Origin of the sequence: Ruegeria sp. HKCCSP351, assembly GCF_017872535.1 — a bacterium.
Classification (GTDB): Bacteria; Pseudomonadota; Alphaproteobacteria; order Rhodobacterales; family Rhodobacteraceae; genus Ruegeria.
In genome coordinates, this window is the sequence record NZ_JAEDOV010000003.1 from 469,850 (window position 1) to 483,650 (window position 13,801).

Consider the following 13,801-nt stretch of genomic DNA (forward strand, 5'->3'; position numbering starts at 1 on the left):
CAAAGCTCATGCGCCGTGTCATACGAGTGATCATTTTTATCGGCATCCTTTGGAGCGCCTATTGGTATGTCGCCGGATATGGTCTGCGCGCGGCAATCACTGGCTGGTTTGATCAACAACAGGCGCGCGGCTGGCTGGCTGATTTCTCGGACGTGGCAACGGCAGGGTATCCGACCCATCACGTGACCCGACTGAACAACCCGGCCCTTGCAGATCCGGTGAATGGCACAGCCTGGCGCGCGGACTGGATCGAATTCGAAAGCCCCGCGATCTGGCCAGGCCGGCAGGTGCTGCGGTTCGCCGAAACGCCGCAACGACTGTCTTACTACGATCAAACTTCAACGATTGTCGCCGATGAATTGATTGCGGAACTACAGTTGCAACCCGGCGTTTCGCTTGTGCTTGAAAAACTGGCGCTGACGGCAGGGGCGTGGTCGGTGACCGAGAACACCACTGCACTGGCCGCCGGGGACACCCTGAGCCTGATCATGGCGCAAACATCCCTGCCCGAAGCCTATGCCATTACCGCCCGCGCGGATGGGTTCACACCCGGTGACCGGTTGCGGGCCCTTATGAATTCGGCCGCGTCGCTGCCGCAGTCCTTCGAAACGCTGGAACTGGACATGGTCACCACGTTCAGCAAAGTCTGGGACAGGTCGGCGCTGGAGGACAGCAGACCGCAGCCCGTGGCCATCGACCTGCGACTGGCCGAGATCAAATGGGGTGGATTGCGTTTGTTTGCGGCTGGGAAACTGGATGTAGACGCGCAGGGTGTTCCCAGTGGTGAGATCGCCGTCAAAGCCGAGAACTGGCGTGATATGATCGACATGGCAAACGCGGCAGGCGCCCTGCCCGATCAGGCGGTTGATCCTGTCACCCGTGCACTGAACTTTCTGGCAGGGCTAGGCGGCAACCCCAACGCACTGGACCTTCGGCTAAACTTCCGGGACGGTTTTGTCGCTCTGGGGCCGGTGCCGCTGGGCCCTGCCCCGCGGCTGATCTTGCGTTAACGGCAATACGTTCCGCTGCGGTAGCGCGCCGTATCAAGATGGAAATGATCCCGATGGTAGCTGTCCGAGTTCGGCCCCAATACAGTGCCGAACGGGCCACACGCGCCGCGCCAGATCTTCTGCAATTGCTTCTTTGACGGGTTCTTGCGCCATCCTGCGAGGACGGTCACCACCTCACCATCGGCCATTTTGAAGGCTGAAATATCGATAGCCCGTCCTTTGCCGTGCTCGGAAATCCGCGCGCCTTTGCGGTTGTTGCGGGTTCGGCAGGCATAATGAGCCGCCACCTGCAACTCGACCACGGGGCCGCGGCGTTTGAAGGTGGGTTTGACTGTCTTGTCGACCCATTTGTTCAGCGCAACGGCGGTGCCGCAATCCATTGTCGCCGGACGGCTGAGTGCCACACCAGAAACAGAGGTGATCTGCACTGCATCTTTTACGCCACAGGCTGAATTCTCGCTGACGACCCTGCCGACGGGCTTGCCCTGAATTGCGATATCTCCGCAAACGGACCCTTTGCGCAGCTTGCGTTTTTTGAAAAGCACCTGCTGTTCAAGAGATTCAGGTCTCATGTTAGGCATCAGCGAGGTGTCGGGCCCCAGCAGCGGCAAATCCGAAGGTCGCGCCAGTGCAGCAGTGACCTGCGGTGAAACCGGACGTGAGATGGGGCGCAGATCGGTTATGGCCGCGACGGACACCGGGGCAACAGCGGACACAACCTGAAAGTTGTGCTGGTCCAGAATCGGACGTGCGGGTGGAACCAGAGATCGTTCCAGAGGTGCTGCCTGCGTCGCCACGGCACACAACGCCATGATCCCGATCAGAAATTGCCCCCGGTAAACCCTCATGAACCTGCCTTTCCCCGCCCGAAATCCGGAGCGTCCGTGTCCTGCCCCGCATCGATGATGCCGCGACGAATAGCACGGGTATGGGTGAAGTAGTCAAACAAATGTTCCCCGTCCCCGGTGCGGATGGCACGTTGCAGCGCAAACAGCTCTTCCGTGAACCGGCCCAGGATTTCCAGTGTCGCGTCTTTATTGGACAGGAACACATCACGCCACATGGTCGGGTCCGATGCCGCGATGCGGGTGAAATCCCGAAAACCCGCGGCCGAGTATTTGATCACTTCACTATCGGTCACCCGGCGCAGATCGTCGGCCACACCAACCATCGTATAGGCGATCAGGTGCGGCGCATGAGAGGTCACGGCCAGAACCAGATCGTGATGATCCGCGTCCATCTCATCGACATAGGACCCCATACCTTCCCACAGCGCCCGAAGGCGGGCGATTGCATCCGGGTCAGTCCCTTCGACAGGCACCAGCAGGCACCAGCGATTATCGAACAATTTGGCAAAACCCGATTCCGGACCGGAATGCTCTGTCCCAGCCAAAGGATGCGCGGGAATGAAATGCACACCTTCGGGGACATGCGGCTGAACTGCCTGAATGACATGCTGCTTGACCGACCCCACATCCGACAGGGTCGCGCCGGGCTTGAGCACGGGTGCGATGTCTTCTGCGACGGCCCCCATTGCCCCCACGGGCACGCAAAGAACGACAAGATCCGCACCTTCGACCGCTTCGCGTGCCGTGTCACAGACGCGGTCGCACAGCCCGATTCTGCGCGCCGTGTCACGTGTCGCTTCGGACCGGGCATAGCCGGTCACTTCCCCGGCCAGGCCCCCACGCTTGATCGCCCAGAACATGGAGGAGGCAATCAGGCCAAGCCCGATCAGCGCAACCCGGTCGTAAATCTGGCTCATGCTGCACCCTCTTTGAATGCTGTAATCGCCGCAACGACGCGGCGGCAGGCTTCCTCATCGCCCACGGTGATCCGCAGGGCATTCGGCAGGTTGTAGCCTGCAACCCGGCGGACAATCAAACCCTGCGTCTTCAGATAGTCGTCACAGGCCTCGGCCTCGGTCCTGTCGGCAAAACGCGCGAGGATGAAATTGGTGCAGGACGGGTCCGAGGGTACGCCGATCTTGTCCAGCTCCTCGGCCAGCCACACCCGAAGGCGCGCATTTTCGGATTGGCAGAACGTCAGGAATTCGATGTCGCTGATCGCTGCTTCGGCCGCGGCCAGGGCTGTCAAAGACAGGTTAAAGGGCTGACGCATCCGGTTCAGTACATCGATAATCGATTGGTGGGCATATCCCCAGCCGACCCGCATCCCGCCCAGCCCGTACACTTTCGAGAATGTGCGGGTCATGATCACGTTCTCATACGCATCCACCAAAGACGCGCCACCATCGAAATCGTCAACGAACTCGGCATAGGCACCGTCCAGAACCATCAGGCAGGTATCAGGCAGACCCTGCGCCAGACGGTCCAGTTCGTCGTTCGAGATCATGGTCGAGGTCGGGTTACCGGGGTTGGTGACAAACACGATCCGCGTCTGGCTGGTTACGGCGGCCAGAATGGCATCCACATCGACTTTGCGGTCGCGCTCGGCCACCATGACCGGTGCGGCACCTGCCATGCGGGCGATGATCGGGTACATGGAGAACCCGTGCTCGGTATAGATCACCTCATCCCCCGGCCCCGCATAGGCCTGAGCGATGAATTGCAGCACCTCGTCGCTGCCGACACCGCAGATGATCTGCGCAGGGTCCAGCCCGTGACGTGCGCCGACAGCCGCGCGCAAACTGGCGTGGTCAGTGTTTGGGTACCGATGCAAATTTGCCGCGCTGTCGCGCACCGCCTCAATCGCCTTGGGGCTGGGGCCGAACGGATTCTCGTTCGAGCTCAGCTTGATCACATGCTCAACACCCGCCACATGCGACTGGCCGCCCTGATAAAGCGCGATGTCCATAATGCCGGGTTGCGGGGTGATCTTGGTCATGAGAGGCTCCGTTGATTGGGCCCCTCATACCTGTCTCAACGGATTGAGAAAAGCGGCAATTCCATCATGCGGCCTTGAAGCGCGCAGTCGCCGGGTCGGCGTTGTAATAAGGCACGAATTCCTCGGTGCGGCGCGACAGGTCATTGACACTGTCGATGATGAACTGGACCGTTTCCTCGCTCATCAGGTACGAGAAATTCAGGCGTACCCAACCGGGTTTTTTCATCTCTTCGCCCGCAGACAAGGCCGCGTGCAATGCCTCGGACGCGGGGCGATCAATCCCCAGAAGGCGGTGGGCATAAGGCCCTGCGCAGGCACAGCCGCCACGTGCCTGAATGCCGTAAACGTCGCTGAGCAGCCGGGTAAACAGCTGCTGATGCACAGGCTGTCCCGCGTTGTCGCGCACGAGGAAAGAGAAGATCGGCAGGCGATGCGGGTGATTGACCCCAAGCAATGTCAGGTTCGGATTATCCTTCCACCCGTCCAGCGCCATCTGGTTGTACTGCGCCTCGCGCCTTGCGATTTCTTCCGTGCCGACGACATCTTTGACGATAAAGGCCAGCGCCGCGCGGATGTCGCCAATCACGTTGGGCGTTCCCGCCTCTTCCCGCGCAGACAGGTCCGCGCTGTAGTCATGCCGCCACGGTGATACGAAACTGACGGTGCCACCACCCGGCCAGCTGGGGCAGTTCCGTTTGGCCGCGGCCCGGTTTACGATCAGAACACCCGACGCCCCCGGACCGCCCGGGAACTTGTGCGGGGAAACGACGATCGCATCCTTGCGCGCGTCCGCCGGCCCCATATCCATCGGCAGGTAAGGCCCGCCCCCGGCGTAATCCCAAATCGCCACAGCGCCGTGCGCCTTGAGCAACCGAGTCACCGGATCAGGGTCCGTGACAATTCCGGTTACATTGGACGCCGCCGAAAAGGAACCGATCAGAAGATCGGCGCCTGCATGGGTCAAGAGCGCGCTTTCCAGCGCCCCCAGGTCAACACCGCCACCTTCGGCCTCGGGGATTTCAACCACAAGTGCCTTGCTTTCCCGCCAAGGCAGGATGTTCGAGTGATGCTCGTACGGACCAATCAAGACAACCGGTTGGTCCGCCTCTGCCACCCCGAGCAGGCTGACCAACCGGTTGAGCCCCGCAGTGGCGCCGGACCCGGTGAAGATCACCGCATCCTCTTCCTGGGCACCAACAATGCGGGCTATTTCCGCCCGCGCCTCGCGGCGCAGATGTGTCATGTAAGATCCGCAGTAAGAGGCCTCGGTGTGGCTGTTCGCATAAAACGGCAACACATGTTGCGCCACAAAGTCTTCGACCTGCCGCAAGGCGCGACCCGAAGCGACGTAATCCGCATAGACAAGCGGCACGTCCCCATGCAGACCCGGGATCAGAACATTTTCTCCGATCAGCCCGTCGCGCAGGTTTGAATTGTGAGCGGTGGAACAGAGTTCCGCACGAAACTTGGACAGGGACATTGCATTGGCTCCTAACTGTCCAACTAATGTGATTTATTAATCGCGTGAAAACTTCACCTATTATTGCGTATATTTTTAAAAATTTGTGTCATATGATAAAACATGGCACAAAAATTAGATCAAATTGACACTCGCCTTTTGAAAGAGCTGCAAAAGGACGCCACCCTGTCTCAACGGGAATTGGCGGATCGTGTGGGGCTTTCGCAGAACGCCTGCTGGCGCCGCCTGAAGACTTTGAACGAAGATGGCGTCCTGATCGGCTCAACCGCCCGCATCGCACGCGAGAAATTGGGGCTGAGCCTTGTGGTCTTTGTCATGCTGCGCACGCGGCATCATTCGGCCGAGTGGCTACAGGCCTTTCGCAGCCACGTTCTGACGATCCCCGAGGTCGTGGATTTTCATCGTATCGGCGGTGACTACGATTATCAGCTGAAAGTCGTCACACAGGATATGGCGTCTTACGACAAGGTGTATCAACGGCTGATCGAAAAGGTCGAGTTGGATAGCGTCACGTCTTATTTCGCGATGGAAGCAATCGCCGAAGGTCGGCCCTTGCCGATATGATTACGCCGTAAACAGCGGGCGTTTTTGTTTGAAAAAGGGCACCATGATATCGCGGAACGCGACCAGTTTTGCCGAAGGCCAAACATCCGGGTGCGCCACGATCCAGATATCTGCGTAGGGTTGCGGTGAAAGGACCGGAACCTGCACCAAGCCCCGAAGTGAGCGGCCCAGAAACACCGGCATACGCACAACGCCCAACCCTGATTGTGCGGCACCCGCCATCGCAACCATGTCATCAAAACGCATATGTATGCGCGAGTTCGGATAGATATTGTCGACGCCGTCCGGCAGGTTCGGCTGCTTCTCGTAAAGCAACCAATCCACGGGCGCGTTCGGATCTTGCCGCATTCGCGCGGCCCATTCAGGCGTGGCAAAACAAGCGCTGTGTTGTTGCGTCAGGCGCAGACCTTTCAACGTATCGCCGGGGTTACGGCTGATCCGGATCGCAATGTCGGCTTCGCGCCGATTAAGATCCAGAATCTCGTTTGCTGCACGCACCTTCAAAGACACAGCAGGGTGCATTTGAGCAAAATCACCCAGCGCCGGGGCCAGCACATGGGCAATTAAGAGTTGCGGCGCAGTTAAGGTCAGTTGCCCTTCCAACCGGGCATCCCGCCCTGACAAACCACGCAGCATTGCATGTTCTGCGCTTTCCATCCGGGCAGCATATGCAGCGACAAGATGCGCTGCTTCTGTCGGCCGATACCCGTCGGTTAGCCTTTCGAACAGCATTTCGCCTGTCGCCGCCTCGGCGCGCGCTATACGGCGCGCTACAGTTGTGTAGTTGACGCCAAGCTCTTGTGCCGCGGCGGACAGGGTACGCCTGCGGACCACGGCGAGTACGGCCCGGTAATCATCCCAATGAATATCCATACATGCAAATTCGCACACCAATGATGCAAATACACGCGTTTTCGCAAAGCAGATCACACCCTAGCTTTTGCCCACACATCAAGGAGTAAAACCATGATCTATGCCTACGCAAAACTCACCGTAAAGAATCCCGACGCTCTGGCCGCTTATCGCGAGCAGGCCGGGCCTGCACTGGCCCGCCATGGCGGAAAGGTCGAACACGCGACTGCTGAAACAACCGTGCTGGACGGCACACCGGACTTGCCTGACGTTGCAGCCCTGCTTTCCTTTCCCAACCGGGACGCGGCACTGGGATGGATCAACGACCTGGAACTAAAAGACATTCACGAGCTGCGTCGCAGCGCAGGCGCGTCAGATATCGTGCTGCTGGGCTGAAAATGAAAAGAGCCGCACCCAAAGGTGCGGCTCTGAATTCCAGGGCGGAAAGCGAAGATCAGTTCTTCGCGTAGAATTCGACGACCAGGTTCGGTTCCATCATGACCGGGTACGGCACATCGCTCAGGCCCGGTGCGCGAACGAAGGTTGCGGTCATTTTCGAGTGGTCGGCGTCGATGTAGTCAGGAACATCACGCTCGGCCAGGGCAACAGCTTCCAGAACAACAGCCAGCTGCTTGGACTTGTCACGCACTTCGATGACGTCGCCTTCTTTGACACGGTAGCTGGGGATGTTGACCCGCTTGCCGTTCACTTTGACGTGGCCGTGGTTCACGAACTGACGCGCAGCGAAGACGGTCGGTACAAACTTGGCACGATAGACGACGGCGTCCAGACGGCGCTCCAGCAGGCCGATCAGGTTTTCACCGGTGTCGCCTTTGACACGCTCGGCTTCGGCATAGATGCGGCGGAACTGCTTTTCGGTCAGGTCGCCGTAGTAGCCTTTCAGCTTCTGCTTGGCACGCAGCTGCAGACCGAAGTCCGACAGTTTGCCTTTGCGGCGCTGGCCGTGCTGGCCGGGGCCGTATTCACGACGGTTGACCGGGGATTTCGGACGACCCCAGATGTTTTCGCCCATCCGGCGGTCGATTTTGTACTTGGCAGACGTGCGTTTGGTCACGGCTGATCTCCTTCTTTAGGTCGATGCCCAAGCGGGCAACTATGAAGGGCGTTGTCCTCTTGAGGTTTCCCTCATGACAGGCTTCCCCTTGCGGGGGCCACCAACACCAATGAAGCCGCGCTTATATCCGCAAAGCCGGCAGAGTCAACACGGCATTCAACGCAGTTTCGAATATCTGCAAAGATATGTTCGCCGCAGGCAGCACAGGCCCCTGCGCGCATTGCGACGGTTGCCGTCACACCGCTTTCATCAAGAAAAATGCAGGTCGCGTTCAGGCTGGAAATGCAACGACGTTCCCGCCGCCTTCAGCACCCGCCTTGTGCACCATCACAACCTCGGTCACGTCGACGATCCAGAATTCTTCATCCCGTGGCGGGCAAGCGCCATCGAAAACGATGGTCGGCGCTGCATCATTGGTGTCGGCAACAAGGTTGGCTGAAAACCGCTGCGACCCATTGGTAAGTGTCAAAGCTCCGGTCACGTAGCCGGAAATTTCCCGGACAATCGGAAAGCGGTTCTGCAAACGGGTTGCAGCACCCCGCGCATATCCAATCTGTTCGACGCTGCTCTCGGCCTCTGCGCTCAGCACTATTGCCTGTCCGCGCCATGACCAAGCCGCACCGACTGCCAGACACGCCAGAGGCGCGTCCTCGAGTCCGTCAATTTCAGTTTGATCCCATGAAATGGCTACCTGACCGTTAACTCCGGCTCTCATCTGCCCACTCGCACTATTTAACATCCCGATATTCAATCATTGCTTATCAACACAAAATCCGGCGGAAAAGAGACGGGAATGCAGCATTCACAAGAATGTTGCAGAAGTGAATCAAAAATACGTGTTCGAGCTGAAATCAATACCCGCCTACGAGCAATCCCGGTGCCGTGTTCGTTGTTGGTCGTCCGAACAACAACCGGCTGCGATTGATCATGATTCGAATTTGAAACCACCACCCAGAAGGGCGATAGCCACACTTGCGTGGCCAGGCTCTCAATCTGTCGGGTCAAATTGATGAGTGCTGACTTTCGTGCAGAGCCTCATATCTACCCGCATTTGGAATGACCGCAGCTGCGGCAGGTCATGCAGCCTTCGATCATGACCATGTCATACTGACCGCAGGACGGGCAGGCTTTGCCGCGTGGCGCGTCCAGGTTCACCACCTGCGCCTGGGGGTCGGATTTCAGCCCCATCCCCTCGCCTTCCAGAAAGCCGATGGCGACCATGTGCTGTTCGATCACGCCCCCGATCGCGGCCAGGATCGATGGGATATACTTGCCTTTCACCCACGCCCCGCCGCGCGGGTCGAAAACGGCTTTCAGCTCTTCGACCACAAAGGACACGTCTCCGCCCCGGCGGAACACGGCCGAGATCATCCGCGTCAGCGCCAGTGTCCAGGCGTAATGCTCCATGTTCTTGGAGTTGATGAACACTTCGAACGGGCGGCGGCGGCCCGAGATGATGATGTCGTTGATGGTCAGATAAATCGCGTGCTCGCTATCGGGCCATTTCAACTTGTAAGTCGACCCCTCCAGCGATTGCGGGCGATCCAGCGGTTCGGACATGTAAATGACGTCGCCGCCTTCAATTTCATGAGGCGCATTCGCGCTTTCCCCCGGCGCCTTATCGTCGCTTTCCGAAACGGTCAGAACCGAGCCGGTCACATCGTTGGGGCGATAGGTCGTGCACCCTTTGCAGCCCTGATCCCAGGCCTGCATGTAGACGTCCTTGAAGGCGTCAAAGCTGATATCCTCGGGGCAGTTGATGGTCTTGGAGATCGAGCTGTCGATCCATTTCTGCGCTGCCGCCTGCATCTTGACGTGATCCGACGGTGTCAGAGTCTGGGCATTGACGAAATAGTCCGGCAGCGCTGCGTCACCGAACTTGTCTCGCCACATCTGAACGGCGTAATCCACGACCTCTTCTTCGGTGCGCGAGCCGTCTTTTTGCAGAACCTTGCGGGTGTAGGCATAGGCAAAGACCGGTTCAATCCCCGACGACACGTTCCCGGCATAAAGCGAAATCGTGCCCGTGGGTGCGATCGAGGTCAGCAGAGCGTTGCGGATACCATGTTCGCGGATCGCATCGCGGACGTCGTCATCCATTTGCTGCATCGTGCCGCTGGCCAGGTATTTCTCGGCGTCGAACAGGGGGAACGCGCCTTTCTCCTTAGCCAGATCGACCGAGGCCAGATATGCGGCGCGGGCGATTGCGTGCAACCAGCGTTCCGTCTGACGCGCCGCCTCGTCGGACCCATAGCGCAGGCCCAGCATCAGCAGCGCATCCGCAAGACCCGTCACGCCCAGCCCGATGCGGCGCTTGTCCTGCGCTTCCGCCTCTTGCTCGGCCAACGGGAATTTCGAGGCGTCCACGACGTTATCCATCATGCGCACGGCTGTCGCGACCAGTTCCTGCAACGCCGGTTCATCCAGGTGCGCGGCATCCCCAAACGGTTCGGCCACCAGCCGCGCCAGATTGATCGAGCCCAGCAGGCACGCCCCGTAAGGTGGCAGAGGTTGCTCGCCACAGGGGTTCGTCGCGGCGATGGTTTCAACATAGCTCAGGTTGTTGGCCTGATTGATGCGGTCGATGAAGATCACGCCCGGTTCGGCATAATCATACGTGGCCTGCATGATCTTGTTCCACAGATCACGCGCCTGCACGGTGTGATAGATCTTGCCGTCAAACTGCAACTCCCACGGGCCGTCGGCCTTGACCGCCTCCATGAAGGGATCGGTCACCAGCACCGACATGTTGAACATGCGCAGGCGGGCCGGGTCGGACTTGGCGGTGATGAACTGTTCGATATCGGGGTGATCGCAGCGCATGGTGGCCATCATCGCCCCCCGGCGCGAACCCGCGGACATGATCGTGCGGCACATTGCGTCCCACACATCCATAAAGCTGAGCGGGCCCGAGGCATCCGCCGCCACGCCTTTTACATCCGCGCCGCGCGGGCGGATGGTCGAAAAATCATAGCCGATCCCGCCCCCCTGCTGCATGGTCAGTGCGGCCTCTTTCAGCATGTCAAAGATACCGCCCATGCTGTCGGGGATGGTGCCCATAACGAAGCAGTTGAACAGCGTCACCTGCCGCGCGGTACCTGCGCCAGCTGTGATGCGCCCGGCGGGCAGATATTTGAAATCTTCCAGTGCCTCGTAGAACCTGTCTTCCCAATGATCCGGGTTGTCCTCGACCCGCGCGAGGTCACGGGCGATGCGTCGCCAGCTGTCTTCAACCGTTTGATCGATGGGCGTGCCATCCGCCTGTTTGAAGCGGTATTTCATGTCCCAGATCTGCTCGGCGATGGGGGCGGCAAAGCGGCTCATATCGAAACTCTATCTATAGTGTGAGTTAGTAAGAAATCCTCTATATATGATATTCAGGGCTTCATTCCAGCAAAAAAACTGCTGTATTCCAATTGACCATAGACCACACAATAGGCAAATTGATTGGTAATTTCTTGAGGGCTCTCGTAGCTCTCAAGAAACGGTGGAGATGGAGGGACTCGAACCCTCGGGGCGTTGGATAGGAAGCCGCACCCCGCACCATGCCATCCCCTGCATTGGCTCCTCGACCCCGTCGGGGAGCCAATCTTTACAATTTATCGAAATCATCATTTTGAGTTATCGACTCAGTATACCGCATACCGCTCTGTGATTCCCTGTGCTGAAAGAGGTATCCAGACTAACACCCACTACACCTTGATGAAAGCCAATCCTGAGCTACAATGTATAGATAGCAAAGGGACGACTCTGTGGGAAAGCTGTGGATAAGTACGTGAACCTCATCAAACTTTCGGTTGGTTCGGAAAGCGTGGACTCTCTGATCGCTTGGCAGGACAGCCGAATGCCGCTTTATGAGGACGGATATCCGCGCCACGTAACCCGCATGTGGCCCAAACGTGATGCCGAGATTCTGAATGGCGGATCAATCTATTGGGTCATCAAGGGTGTCGTACAGTGCCGTCAGCGCATTCTGCGCCTGGATGAGGTGATCGGCGAGGACGGTATCCGCCGCTGCGCCATCGTGCTCGACCCAAAGGTACATCGGACACAGAACGCCTTGAAACGCCCGTTTCAGGGTTGGCGGTATCTGAAACCCGAAGATACACCAGCCGACCTGCCGAAAGGGCGCGCGCAGGACGACGCCCTGCCCGATGATCTGAACCGTGCCCTTGCGGATATCGGTGTGTTGTAATTACTGCAACCGATCCAGCAATTCCGTCAGAACCGCCTTGTCCGCCGCGTCGACCTCTGCAACCCGGCTGCGCCACAACGTGGCTTGCGATTGCAGGATCAAGCCGTCCGACAGGACCTTGAGGTGGTTCGCCCGCAGGGTTTCACCGGACGAAGTGATATCGGCAATTGCCTCGGCTGTTTCGTTCATGACCGTACCTTCGGTCGCCCCCTGGCTGTCGACCAGAGTGTAATCGGCCACGCCTGCGTCGGTCAGGAACTCACGCACCAGTCGGTGATATTTGGTGGCGATCCGCAGCCGGTGGCCGTGAGTGTTGCGAAATGCTGCTGCCGCCGCGTCGAGATCGTCCAGCGTGTCCACATCGACCCAGCAGGCGGGTGTGGCGATGATCAGATCGGCTTTGCCAAAGCCCAGCTGCGCGATCTCCTCGACCTGCTGTTCCCAGCGCGGAAGTTTTTCTTGCACCAGATCGATGCCGGTGACGCCCAGATGAATACGGCCCGACGCAAGTTCGCGCGGAATTTCACCCGCCGACAAAAGGATCAGTGAGACGCCTTCGATCCCGTCGACCCGACCCGCATATTCCCGGTCCGAGCCGTTGCGGGACAGCATGATGCCATGTTTTTCGAACCATGAGACGGTCTTTTCCATCAACCGGCCCTTCGAGGGCACGCCCAGTTTCACACTCATAGCGCGGCCTCCTCGATTTCAAGCATCAGGTCCGGGCGGATCACGCCGCCGATCGCGGGGATTTCGGCCCCATCCCCCAAACGGCGCGTCAGCGCATCATAGCGCCCACCGGTGGCGACGGGCGGCAGGTCGGGACGGCCTTCGGCGTAGAACCCAAAGACAAACCCGTCATAATATTCCATCGATGTCCGGCCATAAGACGCTTCGAAATCCAGCCGGGCGACATCGACACCACGCGCTTGCAGGGCGGCGATCCGCGCCTCTAACCGGTCCAGCGCCGGGGTGATCTGCGGCAGATCCACTGCCACATCCCGCAGCTGTTCCAGCGCGAAGGGCATGGTTTCACGCACGTTCAGCAGCGTTTCCAGCCCGGCCAACTCATTATCAGAGATCGGTGGCGCAGCGCGATCTTCGCGCAGGGCTTTGATCCTGTCGGCAATCTCGGGCGCGCGACGTTTGCCGATCATCGGAACATCAACCGCCATCGGGTCGTCCGCGTCCAAAAGCGCGTCGCGGCCTTCGGGCCCCGGTTTACGCCCTGCAAACCGGTCCAGCAGCGCACGGAACCGGCGCGGCCGCCACAGGTGCCGCATCAGCGCGGCCTTGCGGCGGTCTGTGGTCCGAAGCCCTTCGACAGCCGCGGTCAGGATACCGATATCCCCGGTGGCTGCGCGCAGGGGCAGCCCGCGCAGTTGCAGCGCCATCAGCGAAAACACTTCGGCATCGGCACCAGCGGGATCATCGCGGTCAAACACCTCGTACCCCACCTGAATATACTCGTTCGACCGGTCCGGGTCGTGTTCCTGACGGCGGAACACCTCACCGGAATAGGTATAGCGCGCAGGCTCGGCCCCGTCCCGCATGTGCATCTGAACAACAGGCAGGGTGAAGTCCGGGCGCAGCATTTGCTCGCCCCGCAGCGCGTCCGAGGTCACGTAGGCACGGGCGCGGATATCCTCACCATAGAGATCCAGCAACATCTCAGCGGGTTGCAACAGGGGCGTATCCACAACCTGCGCGCCCGCAGCCTCGAACCGGACACGCATCATCGCGGCACGGGCCTGTATCTGGGAACGGTTGGGCATGGG

General features: G+C 59.3%; 14 protein-coding genes. 4 read left to right on the top strand and 10 right to left on the bottom strand.

Annotated elements, in window-relative coordinates; genetic code table 11:
* Positions 1–26 precede the first annotated feature (26 nt).
* Entirely contained in the window at positions 27–1,010 is a 984-nt protein-coding gene (locus tag I9182_RS09400; RefSeq protein ID WP_348540392.1) for a DUF2125 domain-containing protein, read from the top strand.
* Here the strand turns inward: I9182_RS09400 and I9182_RS09405 are convergent.
* The 4 genes from I9182_RS09405 to I9182_RS09420 form a co-directional block, all read right to left on the bottom strand.
* Positions 1,007–1,858, bottom strand: coding sequence for an extensin family protein (locus tag I9182_RS09405; RefSeq protein ID WP_209598056.1), 852 nt, complete (start codon positions 1,856–1,858; stop codon positions 1,007–1,009). The genes I9182_RS09400 and I9182_RS09405 overlap by 4 nt on opposite strands.
* Complete coding sequence (locus tag I9182_RS09410; protein ID WP_209598057.1) at positions 1,855–2,775, bottom strand: prephenate/arogenate dehydrogenase family protein; 921 nt, start codon at positions 2,773–2,775, stop codon at positions 1,855–1,857. The genes I9182_RS09405 and I9182_RS09410 overlap by 4 nt, the downstream gene beginning before the upstream one ends.
* Positions 2,772–3,857, bottom strand: coding sequence for a histidinol-phosphate transaminase (gene hisC / locus I9182_RS09415; protein WP_209598058.1), 1,086 nt, complete (start codon positions 3,855–3,857; stop codon positions 2,772–2,774). Before hisC ends, I9182_RS09410 begins: the two co-directional genes overlap by 4 nt.
* Before the next feature lie 64 nt (positions 3,858–3,921).
* Entirely contained in the window at positions 3,922–5,337 is a 1,416-nt protein-coding gene (locus I9182_RS09420; RefSeq protein WP_209598059.1) for an aminotransferase class V-fold PLP-dependent enzyme, read from the bottom strand.
* A gap of 102 nt (positions 5,338–5,439) precedes the next feature.
* On the opposite strand from I9182_RS09420, the gene I9182_RS09425 reads away from it, so the two are divergent.
* On the top strand, positions 5,440–5,901 hold the full coding sequence (locus I9182_RS09425) for an Lrp/AsnC family transcriptional regulator (RefSeq protein ID WP_209598060.1): 462 nt from the start codon (positions 5,440–5,442) through the stop codon (positions 5,899–5,901).
* Here the strand turns inward: I9182_RS09425 and I9182_RS09430 are convergent, their stop codons facing one another.
* A complete protein-coding gene (locus I9182_RS09430) occupies positions 5,902–6,774 on the bottom strand; it encodes a LysR family transcriptional regulator (RefSeq protein ID WP_209598061.1) in 873 nt (290 codons plus the stop codon).
* A gap of 93 nt (positions 6,775–6,867) precedes the next feature.
* Here I9182_RS09430 and I9182_RS09435 point away from each other — a divergent pair, with 93 nt between their 5' ends.
* Positions 6,868–7,149 carry a DUF1330 domain-containing protein gene (locus tag I9182_RS09435; protein WP_209598062.1) on the top strand — a complete coding sequence of 94 codons (282 nt, stop codon included), beginning with the start codon at positions 6,868–6,870 and terminating at the stop codon, positions 7,147–7,149.
* Between the two features lie 58 nt (positions 7,150–7,207).
* Here the strand turns inward: I9182_RS09435 and rpsD are convergent, their stop codons facing one another.
* The 3 genes from rpsD to I9182_RS09450 all read right to left on the bottom strand — a co-directional run bounded on the left by rpsD (position 7,208) and on the right by I9182_RS09450 (position 11,152).
* Positions 7,208–7,828 (bottom strand): 30S ribosomal protein S4, encoded by a 621-nt coding sequence (gene rpsD, locus I9182_RS09440; protein ID WP_170374584.1) that lies wholly within the window; start codon positions 7,826–7,828, stop codon positions 7,208–7,210.
* A gap of 271 nt (positions 7,829–8,099) precedes the next feature.
* Entirely contained in the window at positions 8,100–8,543 is a 444-nt protein-coding gene (locus I9182_RS09445; RefSeq protein ID WP_209504820.1) for a hypothetical protein, read from the bottom strand.
* Between the two features lie 326 nt (positions 8,544–8,869).
* Positions 8,870–11,152 carry an adenosylcobalamin-dependent ribonucleoside-diphosphate reductase gene (locus I9182_RS09450; RefSeq protein ID WP_209598063.1) on the bottom strand — a complete coding sequence of 761 codons (2,283 nt, stop codon included), beginning with the start codon at positions 11,150–11,152 and terminating at the stop codon, positions 8,870–8,872.
* A gap of 439 nt (positions 11,153–11,591) precedes the next feature.
* On the opposite strand from I9182_RS09450, the gene I9182_RS09455 reads away from it, so the two are divergent.
* Positions 11,592–12,023 carry a DUF1489 domain-containing protein gene (locus I9182_RS09455; protein WP_209598064.1) on the top strand — a complete coding sequence of 144 codons (432 nt, stop codon included), beginning with the start codon at positions 11,592–11,594 and terminating at the stop codon, positions 12,021–12,023.
* On the opposite strand, the gene hisG is transcribed toward I9182_RS09455, so the two are convergent.
* Positions 12,024–12,713, bottom strand: coding sequence for an ATP phosphoribosyltransferase (gene hisG / locus I9182_RS09460; protein WP_209504823.1), 690 nt, complete (start codon positions 12,711–12,713; stop codon positions 12,024–12,026).
* On the bottom strand, positions 12,710–13,798 hold the full coding sequence (locus I9182_RS09465; RefSeq protein ID WP_209598065.1) for an ATP phosphoribosyltransferase regulatory subunit: 1,089 nt from the start codon (positions 13,796–13,798) through the stop codon (positions 12,710–12,712). Before I9182_RS09465 ends, hisG begins: the two co-directional genes overlap by 4 nt.
* Positions 13,799–13,801: the final 3 nt, after the last annotated feature.

Coding starts and splice junctions, on each gene's coding strand:
- I9182_RS09405 (WP_209598056.1), bottom strand. CDS start 1,858: ATGAGGGTTTACCGGGGGCAATTTCTGATCGGGATCATGGCGTTGTGT.
- I9182_RS09410 (WP_209598057.1), bottom strand. CDS start 2,775: ATGAGCCAGATTTACGACCGGGTTGCGCTGATCGGGCTTGGCCTGATT.
- hisC (WP_209598058.1), bottom strand. CDS start 3,857: ATGACCAAGATCACCCCGCAACCCGGCATTATGGACATCGCGCTTTAT.
- I9182_RS09420 (WP_209598059.1), bottom strand. CDS start 5,337: ATGTCCCTGTCCAAGTTTCGTGCGGAACTCTGTTCCACCGCTCACAAT.
- I9182_RS09425 (WP_209598060.1), top strand. CDS start 5,440: ATGGCACAAAAATTAGATCAAATTGACACTCGCCTTTTGAAAGAGCTG.
- I9182_RS09430 (WP_209598061.1), bottom strand. CDS start 6,774: ATGGATATTCATTGGGATGATTACCGGGCCGTACTCGCCGTGGTCCGC.
- I9182_RS09435 (WP_209598062.1), top strand. CDS start 6,868: ATGATCTATGCCTACGCAAAACTCACCGTAAAGAATCCCGACGCTCTG.
- I9182_RS09445 (WP_209504820.1), bottom strand. CDS start 8,543: ATGAGAGCCGGAGTTAACGGTCAGGTAGCCATTTCATGGGATCAAACT.
- I9182_RS09450 (WP_209598063.1), bottom strand. CDS start 11,152: ATGAGCCGCTTTGCCGCCCCCATCGCCGAGCAGATCTGGGACATGAAA.
- hisG (WP_209504823.1), bottom strand. CDS start 12,713: ATGAGTGTGAAACTGGGCGTGCCCTCGAAGGGCCGGTTGATGGAAAAG.
- I9182_RS09465 (WP_209598065.1), bottom strand. CDS start 13,798: ATGCCCAACCGTTCCCAGATACAGGCCCGTGCCGCGATGATGCGTGTC.